Raw genomic sequence first — 16,891 nt, 5'->3', positions numbered from 1 at the left:
AGTTCCCAGTGGAGGTTTTGGCCTGCACAGGGTGGGGCGTGGCGGCAGTTGCGGGATACGGAAAAAGTCCCGCCCTTGCCGGGAAGAGTTCCCGGCAGGCACCTCATTTGGCCCTTCGCCACAAGCCCTACTACCAAGGGAGTAAGGCCCGGCCACCAAAGCAGCATTCGGCCGCCTGCGGGGTGTTTTTAAGATGGCGGCACGGCCTCTGTGGTTGAGGCTTTGCGTGCAATGGTGAGGGCATAACAATGACAACAAAACGCAATGTGTTGCTTGCTGCAGGCCTGCTGGCCGGCGCGGTGTTGACCGGTACGGCCTGGGCCCATGGCAACGTGGTCCCGCAGGCGGTGGAGACCAAAGGCCTGACCCCGATCAAGGACGCTGGCGTGAGCCTGGACGGCGACGGCTGGGCGGCGGTCAACCCCTATCGCACCTCACCCGAGCACGACAAGGCCGTGGAAATCGGCGCCTCGGCCTACAACCAGAACTGCGCGGCCTGCCATGGCCTGGAAGCCAAGTCTGGCGGCATTGCCCCCGACCTGCGCATGCTCGATGCCGGCGACGCTGGCGATGAATGGTTCGTCGAGCGCGTGCGCCATGGCGCGGTTCGCGACGGACGCGTGTACATGCCGAAGATGGCCGACTACCTGAGCCAGGAAGCCTTGTGGGCGGTGCGCACCTACCTGGACAGCGTGCACGTCGAGGAGTAACGGCCATGCGCCTGATGGCGGTGCTGTTCAGTGGCCTGCTGCTGTGGTGCGCGGCAGCCCAGGCGCAAGTGCGCAACTACGACGCGATCATCGCCGCCGGTGAGTTGAAGGTGGCGGTGTACAAGGATTTTGCGCCCTACAGTTTCCAGGACCATGGCAAGCCGCGTGGTGTCGATGTGGAGCTGGCGCAGGCGCTGGCCGAGGCCATGGGCGTGCGCCTGCAACTGATCTGGGCGCCGCCCGGGGAAAAGCTCGACGACGACCTGCGCGACTACATCTGGCGCGGCAGCCCGCTGCGCCACCAGCAGTTGGCCGACCTGATGATGCGGGTGCCGTACGACCACGATTACGCACAGAAGCGCAACGAACTGGGTGAGCTGGAAAACGCCCAGGTGGTGATGTTCGGCCCCTATCAGGAAGAGCGCTGGCAAGTGGCCTATGACCGTCGCCGGCTGGCCTCGGTGGCCAGTGTCGCGGTGTTCCAGCAGCACCCGATCGGCGTCGAAGTGGACAGCGTGCCGTCGTTCTACCTGACCTCGGTGTTCAACGGCATGCTCAGCGCCAGGACCCATCATTACCCCAGCATGCAGCAGGCATTCACGGCCATGCAGGCTGGCCAGGTGGACGCGGTGATGGCCATGCGTGGCGAGGTCGACTGGCAGTTGCACCAGGCCGCCGACCCGCAACTGGCATTGGCGGAGAACGCCTACCCGAATTTGGGCAAGCAAGCCTGGGAGATCGGCATGGCGGTGCATGAGAGCAACCGGCAGCTGGCTTATGCGGTGGAGGAGGCGCTTGAGGCGCTGATTCGTGATGGGCGGCTGAAGACGATTTATGCCAATTACGGCCTGCGCTACGTGGTGCCAGAGATGTACCAATAAAAAATGTCCAGGCCTGTGGGTTCGCAAAGGCAACATAACCCCTGTGGGAGCGGCTTCAGCCGCGAAGCAAGCGACGCGGTGGATGGCACCGGCTTTGCCGGTGTTCGCGGCTGAAGCCGCTCCCACAGGGGGCCGGCAAGCCTGAAAACCATTTGTTGATCCATGGGAGCGGATCATGAGCCTGAGAGCAACTTTCCTGCTGGCCTGCTGGCTACCCTGGGCCGCCCAGGCCCTGGCCAGCGAGCCGAGCGCCAACAAAGATCCGGTACCGTCGGTAATGTGGGACTTCTACCACAAGCAGCTGCTGGACCAGGCCGCGTTCGTCTTCGATGACCGGGTAAAGCTGCTGGCGCCGCCGTTTGCCGAGGATGCGCGGCAGGTGCCGCTGGAGATCGACGCCCGGGCGTTCACCGGCGAGGTGGTGCGCATCCTTGCCTGGGCCGAACTCAACCCGCTGCCGCGCATTGTCGACTTTGCGCCCGGCGAGCGGGTGCTGCCCTGGTTGTCGATCCGCATCCGCATCGAACAGGCTACGCCGCTGCGTGCTGCCGTGCTGACACGCGATGGCCTGTGGCATGTCGGCTCGACCTTGATCGATGCCGCCGGCGGCGGCTGTACCGCGCCCAGCGTGGTGCGCACCCTGCCTGGCTGGGAGGAACACCTCGGCGAGGTGCTGGGTGGGCGCTACCCGCGCGGCGACAGCAGCCGCTTGCGCCTGCAGGTGGCCCACCCGATGGACAACGGCCTGGTCAGCGGCATTCCCGAATTCTTCCTCAACCATGCCGAGTTGCAAGGCGCCGACGGCCAGCGCTTGGCCAGCCTTGAGCTGTACCCGGCGGTCAGCGAAAACCCCAACCTGGGCTTTGATATTCAGGGCGCCGGGCCGACCCGGCTGCTGTTGCAGGATAACAGTGGCAACCAGTTCGAGGCGGCGGTGCCCTGAGCACCTTGCCAGACTTCCCCTGACCCGAGGCGCCCGTCATGCGTTGGATCCCGCTGTTACTGTTGTGCCTGGGGCTGCCGGCCCAGGCTGACCTGGACTACCGGCTCACGCCCCGGCAGATCGCTGCGGGCACATGGCTGCTGGAAGGCAGCACCGACAATTTCGCCAAGGCCAATGGCGGCAATGTGGTCAACACCGCGTTCATCGTTACCGACAGCGGTGTGGTTGTGATCGACAGCGGGCCGTCGAAACGTTACGGCGAAGCGCTGCGCCAGGCCATCGCTGCCACCACCGACAAGCCGGTGATCGAAGTGCTGTTGACCCATCATCACCCTGACCATGTGCTGGGCAACCAGGCTTTCGCCGATGTACCCATCGGCGCCCTGGCCGGCACCGGTGAGTTGTTGCGCCAGCAAGGTGATGCCATGGCCGAGAACATGTACCGCCTGGTTGGCGACTGGATGCGCGGTACCGAGGTGGTACTGCCGACCCGGGTAGTGGAGCCAGGCGTGCATGAGGTGGGCGGGCACCGGCTGCGCTTGCTGGGGCTGGGCGGGCATACCGGCGCCGACCTGGCGATTCTCGATGAAAAGACTGGCGTGCTGTTTGCGGGTGACCTGGTGTTCTACGAGCGAGCGCTGACTACGCCCAACAGCCCGGGGCTGGAGGTTTGGCTCAAGGACCTGGATACCTTGCAGGCGCTGCCCTGGAAGCAGCTTGTGCCCGGGCATGGCCCGGTGGCCAGCGATGCGCAGCCGTTTGTGCAGATGCGCGATTACCTCGGTTGGCTGGATGGCCTGATGCGTGACGGCGCCGCGCGTGGCGATGACATGGCCGAGATGATCCGCAGCCCGATCCCTGAGCGGTTTGCCCGGATCAGCCTGACCCGTTATGAGCTGATTCGCAGTGTCAGCCACCTGTATCCCCGCTACGAGCGCCAACAACTCCAGCGCGTCGATACCAAGCCCTGACGCGGTCCCCTGTAGGAGCGGCCTTGCGTCGCGATGGGCTGCGCAGCAGCCCCAAAATTTGCGCATCATGCAAGATTGCCGGGGCCGCTGCGCGCCCCATCGCGACGCAAGGCCGCTCCTACAGAGGACCGCGCAGGGCAGCTGCTACCAAGGAACTAGAAAACTCCGCATTCCTGGCAATTGTTGGCGAACAGGCCCCGACCAAGAATTCTCGGCACGCCGGGAAATTTTCCCGGGCACAACAAAAAAACCAAAGGTAGCCGTCATGACCCGATCCCCACGCCGTCCCGTGTTCGCCGTGAGCCTGGTGCTCAGCGCCATGCTGCTTGCCGGCGCAGCCCACGCCGCTGTCAGCAATGAAGAAATCCTCCAGGACCCGAAGAACCCGCAGCAGATCGTGACCAATGGCCTGGGCGTGCAGGGCCAGCGCTACAGCCCGTTGGACCTGCTCAACGCCAACAACGTCAAGGAGCTGCGCCCGGTCTGGGCGTTTTCCTTCGGCGGTGAGAAGCAGCGCGGCCAGCAGGCCCAGCCGCTGATCAAGGACGGGGTGATGTACCTGACCGGCTCTTACTCGCGGGTGTTTGCCGTGGACGCGCGCACTGGCAAGAAGCTGTGGCAATACGATGCACGCCTGCCGGATGACATCCGCCCATGCTGCGACGTGATCAACCGCGGCGTGGCGCTGTACGGTGACCTGGTGTTCTTCGGCACCCTCGACGCCAAGCTGGTGGCGCTGAACAAGGACACCGGCAAGGTGGTATGGAGCAAGAAAGTGGCTGACCACAAGGAAGGCTACTCCATCAGTGCCGCGCCGATGATCGTCAACGGCAAGCTGATCACCGGCGTGGCCGGCGGCGAGTTTGGCGTGGTGGGCAAGATCCAGGCCTACAACCCTGAGAACGGCGAGCTGCTGTGGATGCGCCCCACCGTGGAAGGGCACATGGGCTACGTGTACAAGGACGGCAAGGCGATCGAGAACGGTATATCCGGCGGCGAGGCCGGCAAGACCTGGCCCGGCGACCTGTGGAAGACCGGTGGCGCAGCGCCTTGGCTGGGCGGTTACTACGACCCGGAAACCAACCTGATCCTGTTCGGCACCGGCAACCCAGCGCCGTGGAACTCGCACCTGCGCCCCGGCGACAACCTGTATTCCTCGTCGCGCCTGGCCCTTAACCCGGACGACGGCACCATCAAGTGGCACTTCCAGAGCACGCCGCATGACGGCTGGGACTTCGACGGCGTCAACGAGTTGATCTCGTTCAACTACAAGGACGGCGGCAAGGAGGTCAAGGCAGCCGCCACGGCCGACCGTAACGGCTTCTTCTACGTGCTGGACCGCACCAACGGCAAGTTCATCCGCGGCTTCCCCTTTGTCGACAAGATCACCTGGGCCACCGGCCTGGACAAGGACGGCCGGCCGATCTACAACGAGGCCAGCCGCCCGGGGGCGCCGGGTAGCGAGGCCAAAGGCAGCTCGGTGTTCGTCGCCCCGGCCTTCCTCGGGGCCAAGAACTGGATGCCGATGGCCTACAACAAGGACACCGGGCTGTTCTACGTGCCGTCCAACGAGTGGGGCATGGATATCTGGAACGAAGGCATCGCCTACAAGAAGGGCGCGGCGTTCCTTGGTGCCGGCTTCACCATCAAGCCGCTTAACGAAGACTACATCGGCGTGCTGCGCGCCATCGACCCGGTCAGTGGCAAGGAAGTGTGGCGTCACAAGAACTACGCGCCATTGTGGGGCGGGGTGCTGACCACCAAGGGCAACCTGGTGTTCACAGGCACCCCGGAAGGCTTCCTGCAGGCGTTCAATGCCAAGACCGGCGACAAGGTCTGGGAGTTCCAGACTGGCTCCGGCGTGCTCGGCTCGCCGGTCACCTGGGAAATGGACGGCGAGCAGTACGTTTCGGTGGTCTCCGGCTGGGGCGGCGCGGTGCCGCTGTGGGGCGGTGAAGTGGCCAAGCGGGTCAAGGACTTCAACCAGGGCGGCATGCTCTGGACCTTCAAGCTGCCCAAGCAACTGCAGCAAACGGCCAGCGCCAAGCCGTAACGCCCAACCCCTGCCGCTTGCTGCGAGCGACCTGGCGGCAAGCGGCCCTACTACCAAATGACGAGAGCCCCGCTGCCAACGATGCATTCGCCCGGCAGGCGGGGCTTTTTACCATCGGTCCATCGCCTGTCGTGGGACAGGCATCGACCCGCAGAGGCTCAGCATGATCTACGCACAACCCGGAACCCCAGGCGCCATCGTGTCCTTCAAGCCACGCTACGGCAATTTCATCAACGGCGAATTCGTCGCGCCGTTGGCGGGCCAGTACTTCACCAACAGCTCGCCGGTCAATGGCCAGCCGATTGCCGAATTCCCGCGCTCCACAGCCCAGGACATCGAGCGGGCGCTGGATGCCGCGCATGGTGCCGCTGAAGCCTGGGGCAAGACCTCGGTGCAGGACCGCGCCCTGATGCTGCTGAAGATCGCCGACCGCATCGAGCAGAACCTGGAAGTGCTCGCCGTCACCGAAAGCTGGGACAACGGCAAGGCTGTACGTGAAACCTTGAATGCCGACGTGCCGCTGGCAGCGGACCACTTCCGTTACTTCGCCGGTTGCATCCGCGCCCAGGAGGGCGGGGCAGCAGAGATCAACGAGGGCACCGTGGCTTATCACATCCACGAGCCGCTGGGTGTGGTGGGGCAGATCATCCCGTGGAACTTCCCGCTGCTGATGGCCGCCTGGAAGCTTGCCCCGGCACTGGCGGCTGGCAATTGCGTGGTGCTCAAGCCCGCCGAGCAGACGCCACTGTCGATCACCATTTTTGCCGAACTGATTGCCGACCTGCTGCCCGCAGGCGTGTTGAACATCGTCCAAGGGTTTGGCCGTGAAGCGGGCGAGGCCCTGGCCACCAGCAAGCGCATTGCCAAGATCGCCTTCACCGGCTCCACACCGGTGGGCTCGCACATCATGAAGTGCGCGGCCGAGAACATCATCCCGTCTACCGTGGAGCTGGGCGGCAAGTCGCCGAACATCTTCTTCGAAGACATCATGCAGGCCGAGCCCGCGTTCATCGAAAAGGCCGCCGAAGGCCTGGTGCTGGCGTTCTTCAACCAGGGCGAGGTGTGCACCTGCCCATCCCGGGCGCTGATCCAGGAATCGATCTACGAGCCGTTCATGGCCGAGGTAATGAAGAAGATCGCCAAGATCACCCGCGGCAACCCGCTGGACACCGAGACCATGGTCGGTGCCCAAGCCTCGGAGCAGCAATACGACAAGATCCTTTCCTACCTGCAGATTGCCCGGGAGGAGGGCGCACAGCTGCTCACCGGCGGTGCTGCCGAGCGGCTGCAGGGTGACCTCGCCAGCGGATACTACATTCAGCCGACCTTGCTCAAGGGCAACAACAAGATGCGGGTGTTCCAGGAAGAAATCTTCGGCCCGGTGGTGGGTGTGACCACCTTCAAGGACGAAGCCGAAGCCCTGGCCATTGCCAACGACAGCGAATTCGGCCTGGGCGCAGGCTTGTGGACCCGCGACATCAACCGCGCCTACCGCATGGGCCGGGCGATCCAGGCCGGGCGCGTGTGGACCAACTGCTACCACCTGTACCCGGCGCATGCAGCGTTTGGTGGCTACAAGAAGTCCGGGGTAGGCCGTGAGACCCACAAGATGATGCTCGACCATTATCAGCAGACCAAGAACTTGCTGGTGAGCTACGACATCAACCCGTTGGGCTTCTTCTAAAGCGCCCAGCTGATCGGCTAACGCGGTCAGTTGTAGGAGCGGCCTTGTGTCGCGAAAGCCGCTCCTACAGGAACCCCGCAGGCCTGCGGGCAGCGCTGTACCTGTGGGAGCGGGTTTATCGAGGCGTCGAACCGCCGCGAAGAGGCCGGCACTGCTCCTACCAACGCACCCCGCAACCTCGTTCCAAAGTAGCATTCGCCCCCGCTGCCCCCCATGCATTAATGCCTCTACCGGAATCGCCCGGCACAAGAAGAGGAATTGCCCCATGTGGACTAAACCCGCCTTTACCGACCTGCGCATTGGCTTTGAAGTGACCATGTATTTCGCCAATCGCTGATGTCCTTCCGGCCATCCTTGCGATGGCCGGGTCTTCAACCTGGATGCCCCTGTGAATTTGATCGATCGGCAGCAGGCCATGGCTTTGGCCCGAGGCTTCCGCCTATGCTGGGAGCCGCGCCAGGCCTGCCATGTGCTGCTGCACCCTGGGGGCATCATCGAACTCAACGCCAGTGCCGGCTGGGTACTGGAGCTGCTGGACGGCCACAGCAGCGTGGCAACCATCATCGACCGCCTGGCGCAGCGCTTTCCCGGCGTGGCAGGGCTCGACGAGGATGTACTGGCGTTCCTGGAGGTGGCCCGCGCCAAGTCGTGGATCGAATGAACCACCGCCCCGCTTTGGTCTGGTTGCTTTCGCTGCGGGATGCTTTACGCTGGCGGTTACCTTCCAGAACAATAAGAACAGGCTTTACGATGAGCCAGAGTTTCAGCCCGCTTCGCAAGTTCGTTTCGCCTGAAATCATCTTCGGTGCCGGCTGCCGGCACAATGTCGCCAATTACGCCAAGACCTTCGGTGCGCGCAAGGTGCTGGTGGTCAGCGACCCCGGCGTTATTGCCGCCGGTTGGGTGGCAGACGTGGAGGCCAGCCTGCAGGCCCAGGGCATCGACTACTGCCTGTACAGCGCCGTATCGCCCAACCCGCGGGTCGAAGAGGTAATGCTCGGCGCCGAGATCTACCGGCAAAACCACTGCGACGTGATCGTCGCCGTCGGTGGCGGCAGCCCGATGGACTGCGGCAAGGCCATCGGCATCGTGGTCGCCCATGGGCGCAGCATTCTTGAGTTCGAAGGCGTGGACATGATCCGCGTACCCAGCCCGCCGCTGATCCTGATCCCCACCACCGCCGGCACTTCGGCCGACGTGTCGCAGTTCGTGATCATTTCCAACCAGCAGGAACGCATGAAGTTCTCCATCGTCAGCAAGGCGGTGGTGCCGGACGTGTCGCTGATCGACCCGCAAACCACCCTGAGCATGGACCCGTTCCTGTCAGCCTGCACCGGTATCGATGCGCTGGTGCATGCCATCGAAGCCTTCGTTTCCACTGGCCACGGCCCGCTGACCGACCCCCATGCCCTGGAAGCCATGCGCCTGATCAATGGCAACCTGGTGGAAATGATCGCCAACCCGACCGATATCGCCCTGCGCGAGAAAATCATGCTGGGCAGCATGCAGGCGGGGCTGGCGTTCTCCAACGCCATTCTTGGCGCGGTGCACGCCATGTCGCACAGCCTGGGCGGCTTCCTCGACTTGCCACATGGCTTGTGCAACGCCGTGCTGGTGGAGCACGTGGTGGCGTTCAACTACAGCTCGGCGCCGGAGCGTTTCAAGGTGATTGCCGAGGTATTCGGCATCGACTGCCGCGGCCTCAACCACCGGCAGATCTGCGGGCGCCTGGTGGAGCACTTGATCGCACTGAAGCACGCCATCGGCTTCCATGAAACCTTGGGCCTGCACGGGGTACGCACCTCGGATATTCCGTTCCTGTCGCAACATGCAATGGATGACCCGTGCATCCTCACCAACCCTCGCGCATCCAGCCAGCGAGATGTCGAGGTGGTTTATGGCGAGGCCCTCTGACGAGCAGCAGCGGGCGCTGGCCGGGCTGCTGGGGCTGGGTGACCACTCGGCGCGCAAAAGCCATTACCCGGAGCTGGCGGCCCGCCTGGAAGAGCTGGAGGCCGAACGCAACCGTTACAAATGGCTGTTCGAAAATGCCGTGCACGGGATTTTCCAGGCCAGCCTGCAGGACGGCATGCGTGCCGCCAACCCGGCGCTGGCGCGCATGCTGGGTTATGACGACCCACAAGCAGTGCTGTTTTCCCTGACTGACCTGGCGGCCAACCTGTTTGACGGTGGCGCCGAAGAGCTGCAGGCGATCACATTGATCCTCGCCCGTGAGCGCAGCCTGCACGGTTATGAGACCCGCTTGCGGCGCAAGGACGGCAGCCACCTCGATGTACTGATGAACCTGCTGCTAAAGCCTGGCCAGGAAGGGCTGGTGGAAGGGTTTGTCGCCGATATCACTGAGCGCAAACAGGCCCAGCAGCGCCTGCAGCAGCTCAATGACGAACTGGAGCAACGGGTCGCTGCGCGCACTGATGAATTGCTTGAGGCCCGCGATGCTGCCGAAGCCGCCAACCGCAGCAAGGACAAGTACCTCGCTGCCGCCAGCCATGATTTGCTGCAACCGCTAAACGCCGCCCGCCTGCTGATCTCGACCTTGCGCGAGCGACCATTGCCAGACGCCGAGCATGTGCTCGTAGAGCGTACCCACCAGGCCCTGGAGGGTGCCGAAGACCTGCTGACCGACCTGTTGGACATTTCCCGGCTCGACCAGGCAGCGGTCAAGCCGGATGTGGCCCTGTACCGCCTCGACGAGCTGTTTGCGCCGCTGGTCTCGGAGTTTCGCTCGGTGGCCGACGCCGCAGGCCTTAGCCTGCATGCCCGTATAGCCGACTATGCCATCAACACCGACCTGCGGCTGCTGACGCGCATTCTGCGCAACTTCCTCAGCAATGCCTGCCGTTACACCGACGAGGGCAGGATCCTGCTTGGGGCCAGGCGCCGCGGTAGCCATTTGCGGCTGGAAGTATGGGATACCGGGCGGGGCATTGCGCAGGATCGTTTGCAGGCCATTTTCCTTGAATTCAACCAGCTGGATGTCGGCCGCGCTGCGGATCGCAAGGGCGTGGGTCTGGGGCTGGCCATCGTCGAGCGGATTGCCAAGATTCTCGGCTACCGGATCGAAGTTCGGTCATGGCCGGGGCGCGGCTCGATGTTCAGCATCGAAGTACCGCTTGGCAAAGAGGTGCCGCTGCCCGTCCACCAGGCTGTGCCGCTGCCAAGCGCCGGCAACCCGCTGCCGGGCCGCCGCCTGCTGGTGCTGGACAATGAGGTGAGCATCCTCGAAAGCATGGGCGCGCTGCTGGGGCAGTGGGGTTGTGAAGTGGTAACCGCAACCGATCAGGAGACTGCGTTGCTGGGGTTGCAGGGGCGGGCACCGGAACTGATCCTGGCGGACTTCCACCTGGACCATGGTGTGGTGGGCTGCGATGTGGTCAGGCACCTGCGCGAACATTTTGCCGCGGCCATTCCTGCGGTGATCATTACCGCCGACCGCAGTGACCAGTGCCGGCGCTCATTGCAAAAGCTCGGCGCGCCGTTGCTGAACAAACCGGTCAAACCGGGCAAATTGCGCGCGGTGTTGAGCCAGTTGCTGGGGTAAAGCAGGTTTGCGCGGTCCCCTGTAGGAGCGGCCTTGTGTCGCGATCGGGCTGCGAAGCAGCCCCACCAATTTGTGCATTTACGCTGAAATCCTGGGGCTGCTTCGCAGCCCGATCGCGACACAAGGCCGCTCCTACAAAGGGCCGCGTTCACCATGCGGAACGCTGGCGCCCGTTTTCATTGCCTACCGTCAATCTTGTCATGCCTCTATCATTCAACCCTCACAGCCCTCACAACAGGGCCGTTTCAGGACAATCGCAAACAGGAGTTTCCATGGCAGAGCGAGCAATCCACGCGTCCTATGCAGGCGTGGCGTACCAAGTGAACATTACCGATGGCCAACATCAGTGGGCCAGTGATGTTGCCACCCAGGCGGGTGGCAGCGATGCCGGGCCGTCGCCCCATGAGCTGTTGCTCTCATCGCTGGGGGCCTGTACTTCGATCACCATTGCCATGTACGCCCAGCGCAAGGAAATGCCGCTGGAAGGCATCGATGTGGACATCAGCATCGAGCAGGAACAGCTGGGGCGTGAACCCAAGCTGCAGATCTCTCGCGAAATCAGCCTGCGCGGGGCGCTAAGCGACGAACAACGCGCGCGCTTGCTGGAAATTGCCAATGCCTGCCCCATTCACAAGGTGTTGAGCGGCGAAATCATCATTACCAGCAAACTACGCACCGCGAACTAGAGCAATCAAAGCCGGCTGGGAAGTTTGGATCCAGTTGTCACTAAAAACTTTCCATCCGGTCAGCTTGCAAGAAGTTAGTTAACTAACTAATGCGGCTTTAAATACCGCTGGTCGGTGGTCTTGTTTCAGAAATGAACGATTTGCCTGCGGGTGGTTCATATTTGCCAGCAGGTGCGTTCCTCCAGAACTGCACTTCGCGCCTTTCCTCAGAAAGTAATGGACGTTCAACCTCATCTGTATCGTCGGGATGCACATGGGGCTTTTTTTTACTTGAACATTGGAGCAATGCCATGCCCAATCGAGGCTCATCGGGTGAGCCATTGCCTGTGTGAAATAACAGTCTGCTGTTTAACTTAACGATATGAATTTGGTCTTGCTGTTGCGATCAAGGCGTTCGCATGCCTATTGCAAGACCATCTAGTCTCAAGTATTACGTGGAGAATTCGACGTGGAGATCAATACAATTATTAGCCTGTTCGGGCAGAAAGAATCCATGGAAATGGTGCGGATGTCGGTGATTTATATTCATTTGCTGGCGTGCTGCATCGCGATCGGCCTCGTGTTCGCGAGTGACGTTGAAATGGTCAGGGACTTGTTGAAGGGCCATAAGCCCGGCGGGCACGACAGTACCCATATGGCGCGTTTGCAGAAGTCTGTGGCCAATGCCTTGATATTCTTGTGGCTGACCGGTATCGCGGTAATTGGTATTGATTACCTGGAAAAAGGCATGAACTATTTCGCCAATCCAAAACTTCAGGCGAAAATCATTATTGTCTTGTTACTGACCTTCAACGGCATGTTGTTGCATCGTTATGTATTGCCTGCCCTGCTCAAGGCGGGCTCGTTACTTGACCTGAATGTTGGCGTGCGCACGTTCGCCCTGTTCTCCGGCGCCTTGTCGGGTGTGTCCTGGTTGTATGCGGCAATGCTTGGCGTCTGCCGACCCCTGGCCTGGAAGTACTCGTTGACCGAATTGCTGCTGGCCTATCCGGTGTTGATCCTGCTTGGCTTTGCCATGATGGCCGCACTGACCCAGTGGGCGCGAAAACGCCGTTTGGCCAAAGCGACACAAGCGCCAGCCTGGCCACTGGCGGGTATTCCTTGCTGATTGCCTGAGGTGCGCCTTGCGCGAAAACGCCGCGAACCGGTGGCCCGGTTCGCGGCGTTGTTGATTTCAGGGGCTGTGAAGCGGGGCTATAAATCCAGAATATTGTGGGTTATCCGTTTTTTAAGCCTTTAATCAACAATAAAATGGATTTACGAAACTGCTATCACGCACGCTGCCAAGGTGCACGTTGTCGCCGCTGATATAGCGGGTCATGAATAGAAGAGCCGGTGTTTGCGCAGTGCATTCGGGGTTGAACCGGTCAAAAAGGTGTGTCGACTGTGCCGGCCTCTTCGCGGCGGTTCGACGCCTCGATAAACCCGCTCCCACAGGTATTGTGCAGATTTCAGGTTACAGCGAACCTGTGGGAGCGGGTTTATCGAGGCGTCGAACCGCCGCGAAGAGGCCGGCACAGGCAGCAAACATTTCCTACAGGTCAGCACTTGCCTCTTTCACCAGCCAGTCAATCAGCACCTGCAGCCGTTTGGGCATGCCGTCATGATGCGGGTGAACCAGGTAATAGCCGTAATTGGACGTGTCGACAAAACCGCCAAAAGGCAACACCAGTTCACCCTTGTCAATCTGCTCACGCACCAGCTGATCCCGGCCAATGGCGATGCCAACGTGATTCAGCGCCGCAAGCGTGCACAGGTCGGAGCGATCGAAGGTCAGGAACCTGCGCGGGAGGGGAGCATCCGCCCCCGTGTAACTGGCCCACAGCTGCCACTCCGCATCGAATGCAGCATTGTCCCAGGCCGCTACATCATGCAAGGCGGTACAGCGCCCCAGTTGCAGCAAGTCTCCGGTCAAGCCATGGGTTTCTGCGTAATGGGCAGAACATACCGGGGCTATCCGCTCGCTCATCAAGTGAACGCTCGCAAGCCCAGGGTGATGGCCATCCGAATAACACAGCACCAGGTCGATCTTGCGGGTGCGGTAATCGATGCTCTCATTACCCACCCTGATATCCAGTTGGATATCAGGATAACGGGAAGTGAACTGCGCAAGCCGTGGCACCAGCCAGCATTGCGCGACCGACGGGCGAACATACAGCGTCAGCTGGCCGGCAATCTCGCCATGAGCGCGTTCCTGAACGGCTTCGTTGATCTCGTCCATCGAGCGCTGCATGACCGCGAACAGGCGTTCACCGTCTTCGGTCAGGCTCACCTTGCGCGGCATGCGGTTGAACAGTTTCAACGCCAGCTCACGTTCAAGCCGGTTGATGCGGTGGCTCACGGCGCTTGCGCTCAAGCACAGCTCATCTGCCGCGCGCGCAAAGCTCAGGTAGCGCGCAGCGACCAGAAACACATGCAGGCTACCCAGATGAGCGCCATTGAGCTTGATTGCGCCGTGGCCAGGCTTGTTCATTCAGCAGTCCTTCTGCACAGGTCAGGTGCGTGACAGCAGGCCACGACCTTTCGCCAGGTAAGCATCAAACTCGGTTTCTGGCACCATGCTGCCACCCGTTCCCCATACAAGATGAGTGGCATTTTGCAGCTGGGTAGGGGTATAGCCCAGGCGCGCCAGGTACTCGCTGGATTGTAATACACGTGCCATGCCGGGTACGCCTGCGAGCGCAGAAGGTTCGAGCTTGACCTTGTCTTGCTCAAAGGCAACCACCATGAGGCGGTAAAGCTCTTCGTCAGTAACGGTGTAGTAGCCATCGATCAGCCGCTGCATGGCCTTGCCGACAAACCCCGATGGGCGCCCGACAGCAAGGCCGTCGGCGGCGGTGATATTGTCGATGCCGAAATCCTGCACGCTGGTTTCATCGTGCAGGCCGGTGTACACACCCAGCAGCATGCAGGGGGAGTGAGTGGGCTCTGCAAAGATGCAATGCACGGCGTCACCGAACACCAGCTTCAAACCGAACGCGACGCCACCAGGGCCGCCGCCGACACCGCAGGGCAGGTATACAAACAGTGGATGGTTTGCGTCTACCTTGATGCTGGCCTGGTCGAATTGTCGAGCCAGGCGCTCAGCGGCTACGGCATAGCCCAGAAACAGTTGTGGTGAATTTTCGTCGTCAACGAAGTAGCAGCTGGGATCGGATGCGGCCTGCTGGCGGCCTTGTTCGACGGCAACGCTGTAGTCCGAGGCATGCTCAACGACCGTTACGCCGTTGGCGCGCAGCTTGTCCTTCTTCCACTGCCTGGCATCGGACGACATGTGCACGCTCACCTGGAAGCCCAGCTTCGCGCTCATGATGCCAATCGACAAGCCCAGGTTGCCGGTCGAACCCACGGCGATCTTGTACTGGCTGAAGAACGCGCGCGCCTGGTCGCTCGCCAGTACGGCGTAGTCCGCGGACGGCGTGATCAGGCCGGCCGCCAGGGCCAGGTCCTCAGCGTGCTTGAGTACTTCATGAATGCCACCCCGGGCCTTGATGGAGCCGGAAATGGGCAGGTCACTGTCCGCTTTGAGCCACAGGCTACCCACGTTCTGCAGTGACCCTTCTTCGACAAGCAGCCGGCGAAGCTGCGGCAGTGGGGCGATGTGTGACTCGATAACCCCGCCAGTAGCTGCCGTTTCGGGGAACACGGTGGCGAGGTAGGGCGCAAACCGCTGCAGCCGCTCGCTGGTGGCCTTCACATCGTCAGCCGTCAGGCCCACGTCGAGCAGTGCTTCCGACGCCTTGGCAATGCCAGGGTTGAACCAGCTGGTCTCTTTCAGGGCGACCAGGTCGGCGATGATCGGGTGGCTTTGTTGCCAGGCTTCCAGGGTTTTTCCGTGAATCATGATTTCACCTGTTATGCAGTCTTTGCAGAGTAGATCAGACAATTTTCGAAAGGAGCAGGGTCAGGCACAAAGCGATTACCGAGGCTAGCACCGTAGCCGCGGTGAATTTCTTCAGCGCATCGCTCAGGGACAGGCCCAGGTATTCCTTGACCACCCAGAATGCCGAGTCGGTGATGTGCGTCCAGCCGATGGCACCGGCACCGATGGCGATTACCAGGATTTCCCGGTCGTATTCGGGGTGTTGGCCAAGCATCGGCATCACCATGCCGGCCGCGCTGATCATCGCGACCGTGGCCGAGCCAACCGCAAAGTGCATGATCCCGGCGATCAGCCAGGCGAGGATGATCGGGTTGAGCTGGGTCTGGTTGAGCACGTCGGCCAGCGCCTTGCCGATGCCGCTGCCCACCAGCATGTCGTTGAAGGCGCCACCGGCACCGATGATCAGCAGGATGCCGGCCAGGGGCGGGAAGCAGCGCTGGGTCAGGTTGAGCAACTGCGCCATGTCCAGGCCGCGACGCAGGCCCAGCGCCCAGTAGGCAAACACCACCGACAGCGCCAGGGCGATCAGCGGGTTGCCCACAAAGGCCACCCACTCGTACAGCGTGGTGCCCTTTGCCAGAACCGTGATGGCCAAGGTCTTGCCGACCATCAGCAGCAGCGGCAGCAGTACGGTGGCGAGGGTGATGCCGAAGGCCGGCAGTGGCTGGTCGTCTGCCTGGGCCTCGGTGCGTGCCGCAAGGAAGGCCTGTTGCGCTGGTGTTGCGCCACGCTCACAGGCAAAGCGCACCCAGATCGGGCCGGCGATGATTGCAGTGGGCAGGCCAACGATCAGGCCGTACAGGATAACGGTACCGATATCGGCATTGAGCATGCCGGTGATGGCCGTAGCGGCCGGGTGCGGCGGCAGGATGCAGTGCACCACCATCAGCGAGGTGGCCAGCGGCACGCCGAGGTACAGCATGCTGATGCGGGTTTGCCGGGCGACCACGTAGATCAGCGGAATCAGCAGCACGAAGCCGACTTCGAAGAACACCGGGATACCGGCGATGAAGCCCACCAGCATCATGGCCCACGAGGCGTTGCGTTCACCCAGCAGGTTCAGCAGCGTGGTGGCGATGCGCCTGGCACCGCCCGATTCTTCCAGCAGTTTGCCGAGGATGCTGCCCAGGCCGATGATGCCGGCGAGAAAGCCCAGCGTGCTGCCCATGCCTTTCTCGAAAGCGGCAACCATGGCCGTAGGCGGCATGCCGGTGCCGATACCGACCACCAGGCTTGCGCAAAGCAGGGCGAGGAAGGGGTGGACCTTGAGCTTGCTGATCATGACCACGATCAGGAGTATTGCAGTGCCCAGAACGATTAACGAGAACGTTGGAGTCATGTTGTAGTTATCTCTGTCGCTGATCGCTTCCGTGCGAGCTTCTTGTTGGTTTCCAACCATTAGATTTCAGCGACTTGATCGACTCAAACGATCACTCCTCACCCCATAGGTGAGCCTGTGTCATGCATGGCGAACATTTCACATGTGGGTAGCCATGTTCGACGCAATGTGTCGTCGGT

15 protein-coding genes are annotated in these 16,891 nt (G+C 61.9%); 12 read left to right on the top strand and 3 right to left on the bottom strand.

Annotated features, from left to right (window positions below):
- Positions 1-248: 248 nt before the first annotated feature.
- The 12 genes from pedF (at position 249) to ACIP1G_RS08295 (ending at position 12,598) form a co-directional block, all read left to right on the top strand.
- Entirely contained in the window at positions 249-710 is a 462-nt protein-coding gene (gene pedF / locus ACIP1G_RS08350; protein WP_400735396.1) for a cytochrome c-550 PedF, read from the top strand.
- A 5-nt stretch (positions 711-715) separates the two neighbouring features.
- Positions 716-1,591, top strand: coding sequence for a substrate-binding periplasmic protein (locus ACIP1G_RS08345; protein WP_400735395.1), 876 nt, complete (start codon positions 716-718; stop codon positions 1,589-1,591).
- Between the two features lie 175 nt (positions 1,592-1,766).
- On the top strand, positions 1,767-2,534 hold the full coding sequence (locus tag ACIP1G_RS08340) for a quinoprotein dehydrogenase-associated SoxYZ-like carrier (RefSeq protein ID WP_400735394.1): 768 nt from the start codon (positions 1,767-1,769) through the stop codon (positions 2,532-2,534).
- 38 nt (positions 2,535-2,572) lie between these two features.
- Positions 2,573-3,505: a quinoprotein relay system zinc metallohydrolase 1 gene (locus tag ACIP1G_RS08335; RefSeq protein WP_400735393.1), complete on the top strand. Its 933-nt coding sequence runs from the start codon at positions 2,573-2,575 to the stop codon at positions 3,503-3,505.
- 265 nt (positions 3,506-3,770) lie between these two features.
- Positions 3,771-5,558 carry a PQQ-dependent alcohol dehydrogenase PedH gene (gene pedH, locus ACIP1G_RS08330; RefSeq protein ID WP_346646697.1) on the top strand — a complete coding sequence of 596 codons (1,788 nt, stop codon included), beginning with the start codon at positions 3,771-3,773 and terminating at the stop codon, positions 5,556-5,558.
- A gap of 163 nt (positions 5,559-5,721) precedes the next feature.
- The gene (locus ACIP1G_RS08325) at positions 5,722-7,242 is read left to right on the top strand and encodes an aldehyde dehydrogenase family protein (RefSeq protein ID WP_400735392.1); all 1,521 of its coding nucleotides are present in this window, start codon (positions 5,722-5,724) and stop codon (positions 7,240-7,242) included.
- Positions 7,243-7,507: 265 nt separating this feature from the next.
- On the top strand, positions 7,508-7,579 hold the full coding sequence (gene pqqA / locus ACIP1G_RS08320) for a pyrroloquinoline quinone precursor peptide PqqA (RefSeq protein WP_003253598.1): 72 nt from the start codon (positions 7,508-7,510) through the stop codon (positions 7,577-7,579).
- Between the two features lie 51 nt (positions 7,580-7,630).
- Positions 7,631-7,903 (top strand): pyrroloquinoline quinone biosynthesis peptide chaperone PqqD, encoded by a 273-nt coding sequence (gene pqqD, locus ACIP1G_RS08315; protein WP_400735391.1) that lies wholly within the window; start codon positions 7,631-7,633, stop codon positions 7,901-7,903.
- 89 nt (positions 7,904-7,992) lie between these two features.
- Positions 7,993-9,156: an alcohol dehydrogenase-like regulatory protein ErcA gene (ercA, locus tag ACIP1G_RS08310; RefSeq protein ID WP_400735389.1), complete on the top strand. Its 1,164-nt coding sequence runs from the start codon at positions 7,993-7,995 to the stop codon at positions 9,154-9,156.
- Positions 9,140-10,804 carry a NahK/ErcS family hybrid sensor histidine kinase/response regulator gene (locus ACIP1G_RS08305; protein ID WP_400735388.1) on the top strand — a complete coding sequence of 555 codons (1,665 nt, stop codon included), beginning with the start codon at positions 9,140-9,142 and terminating at the stop codon, positions 10,802-10,804. Before ercA ends, ACIP1G_RS08305 begins: the two co-directional genes overlap by 17 nt.
- Positions 10,805-11,076: 272 nt before the next feature.
- Positions 11,077-11,490 (top strand): OsmC family protein, encoded by a 414-nt coding sequence (locus ACIP1G_RS08300; protein WP_400735386.1) that lies wholly within the window; start codon positions 11,077-11,079, stop codon positions 11,488-11,490.
- A 493-nt stretch (positions 11,491-11,983) separates the two neighbouring features.
- The gene (locus ACIP1G_RS08295) at positions 11,984-12,598 is read left to right on the top strand and encodes a hypothetical protein (RefSeq protein WP_400735580.1); all 615 of its coding nucleotides are present in this window, start codon (positions 11,984-11,986) and stop codon (positions 12,596-12,598) included.
- A 426-nt stretch (positions 12,599-13,024) separates the two neighbouring features.
- Here ACIP1G_RS08295 and dsdC read toward each other — a convergent pair whose 3' ends face one another.
- The 3 genes from dsdC to ACIP1G_RS08280 are packed head-to-tail and all read right to left on the bottom strand — an operon-like array spanning position 13,025 to position 16,712.
- A complete protein-coding gene (gene dsdC, locus ACIP1G_RS08290) occupies positions 13,025-13,963 on the bottom strand; it encodes a DNA-binding transcriptional regulator DsdC (RefSeq protein ID WP_400735384.1) in 939 nt (312 codons plus the stop codon).
- A gap of 21 nt (positions 13,964-13,984) precedes the next feature.
- A complete protein-coding gene (locus tag ACIP1G_RS08285; RefSeq protein ID WP_400735383.1) occupies positions 13,985-15,334 on the bottom strand; it encodes a D-serine ammonia-lyase in 1,350 nt (449 codons plus the stop codon).
- Positions 15,335-15,368: 34 nt separating this feature from the next.
- Positions 15,369-16,712 (bottom strand): gluconate:H+ symporter, encoded by a 1,344-nt coding sequence (locus ACIP1G_RS08280; protein ID WP_400735382.1) that lies wholly within the window; start codon positions 16,710-16,712, stop codon positions 15,369-15,371.
- Positions 16,713-16,891: the final 179 nt, after the last annotated feature.

Source organism: Pseudomonas sp. NPDC089392 (genome assembly GCF_044749595.1).
GTDB lineage: Bacteria > Pseudomonadota > Gammaproteobacteria > Pseudomonadales > Pseudomonadaceae > Aquipseudomonas.
This window is presented reverse-complemented; position numbering and strand designations above follow the sequence as displayed.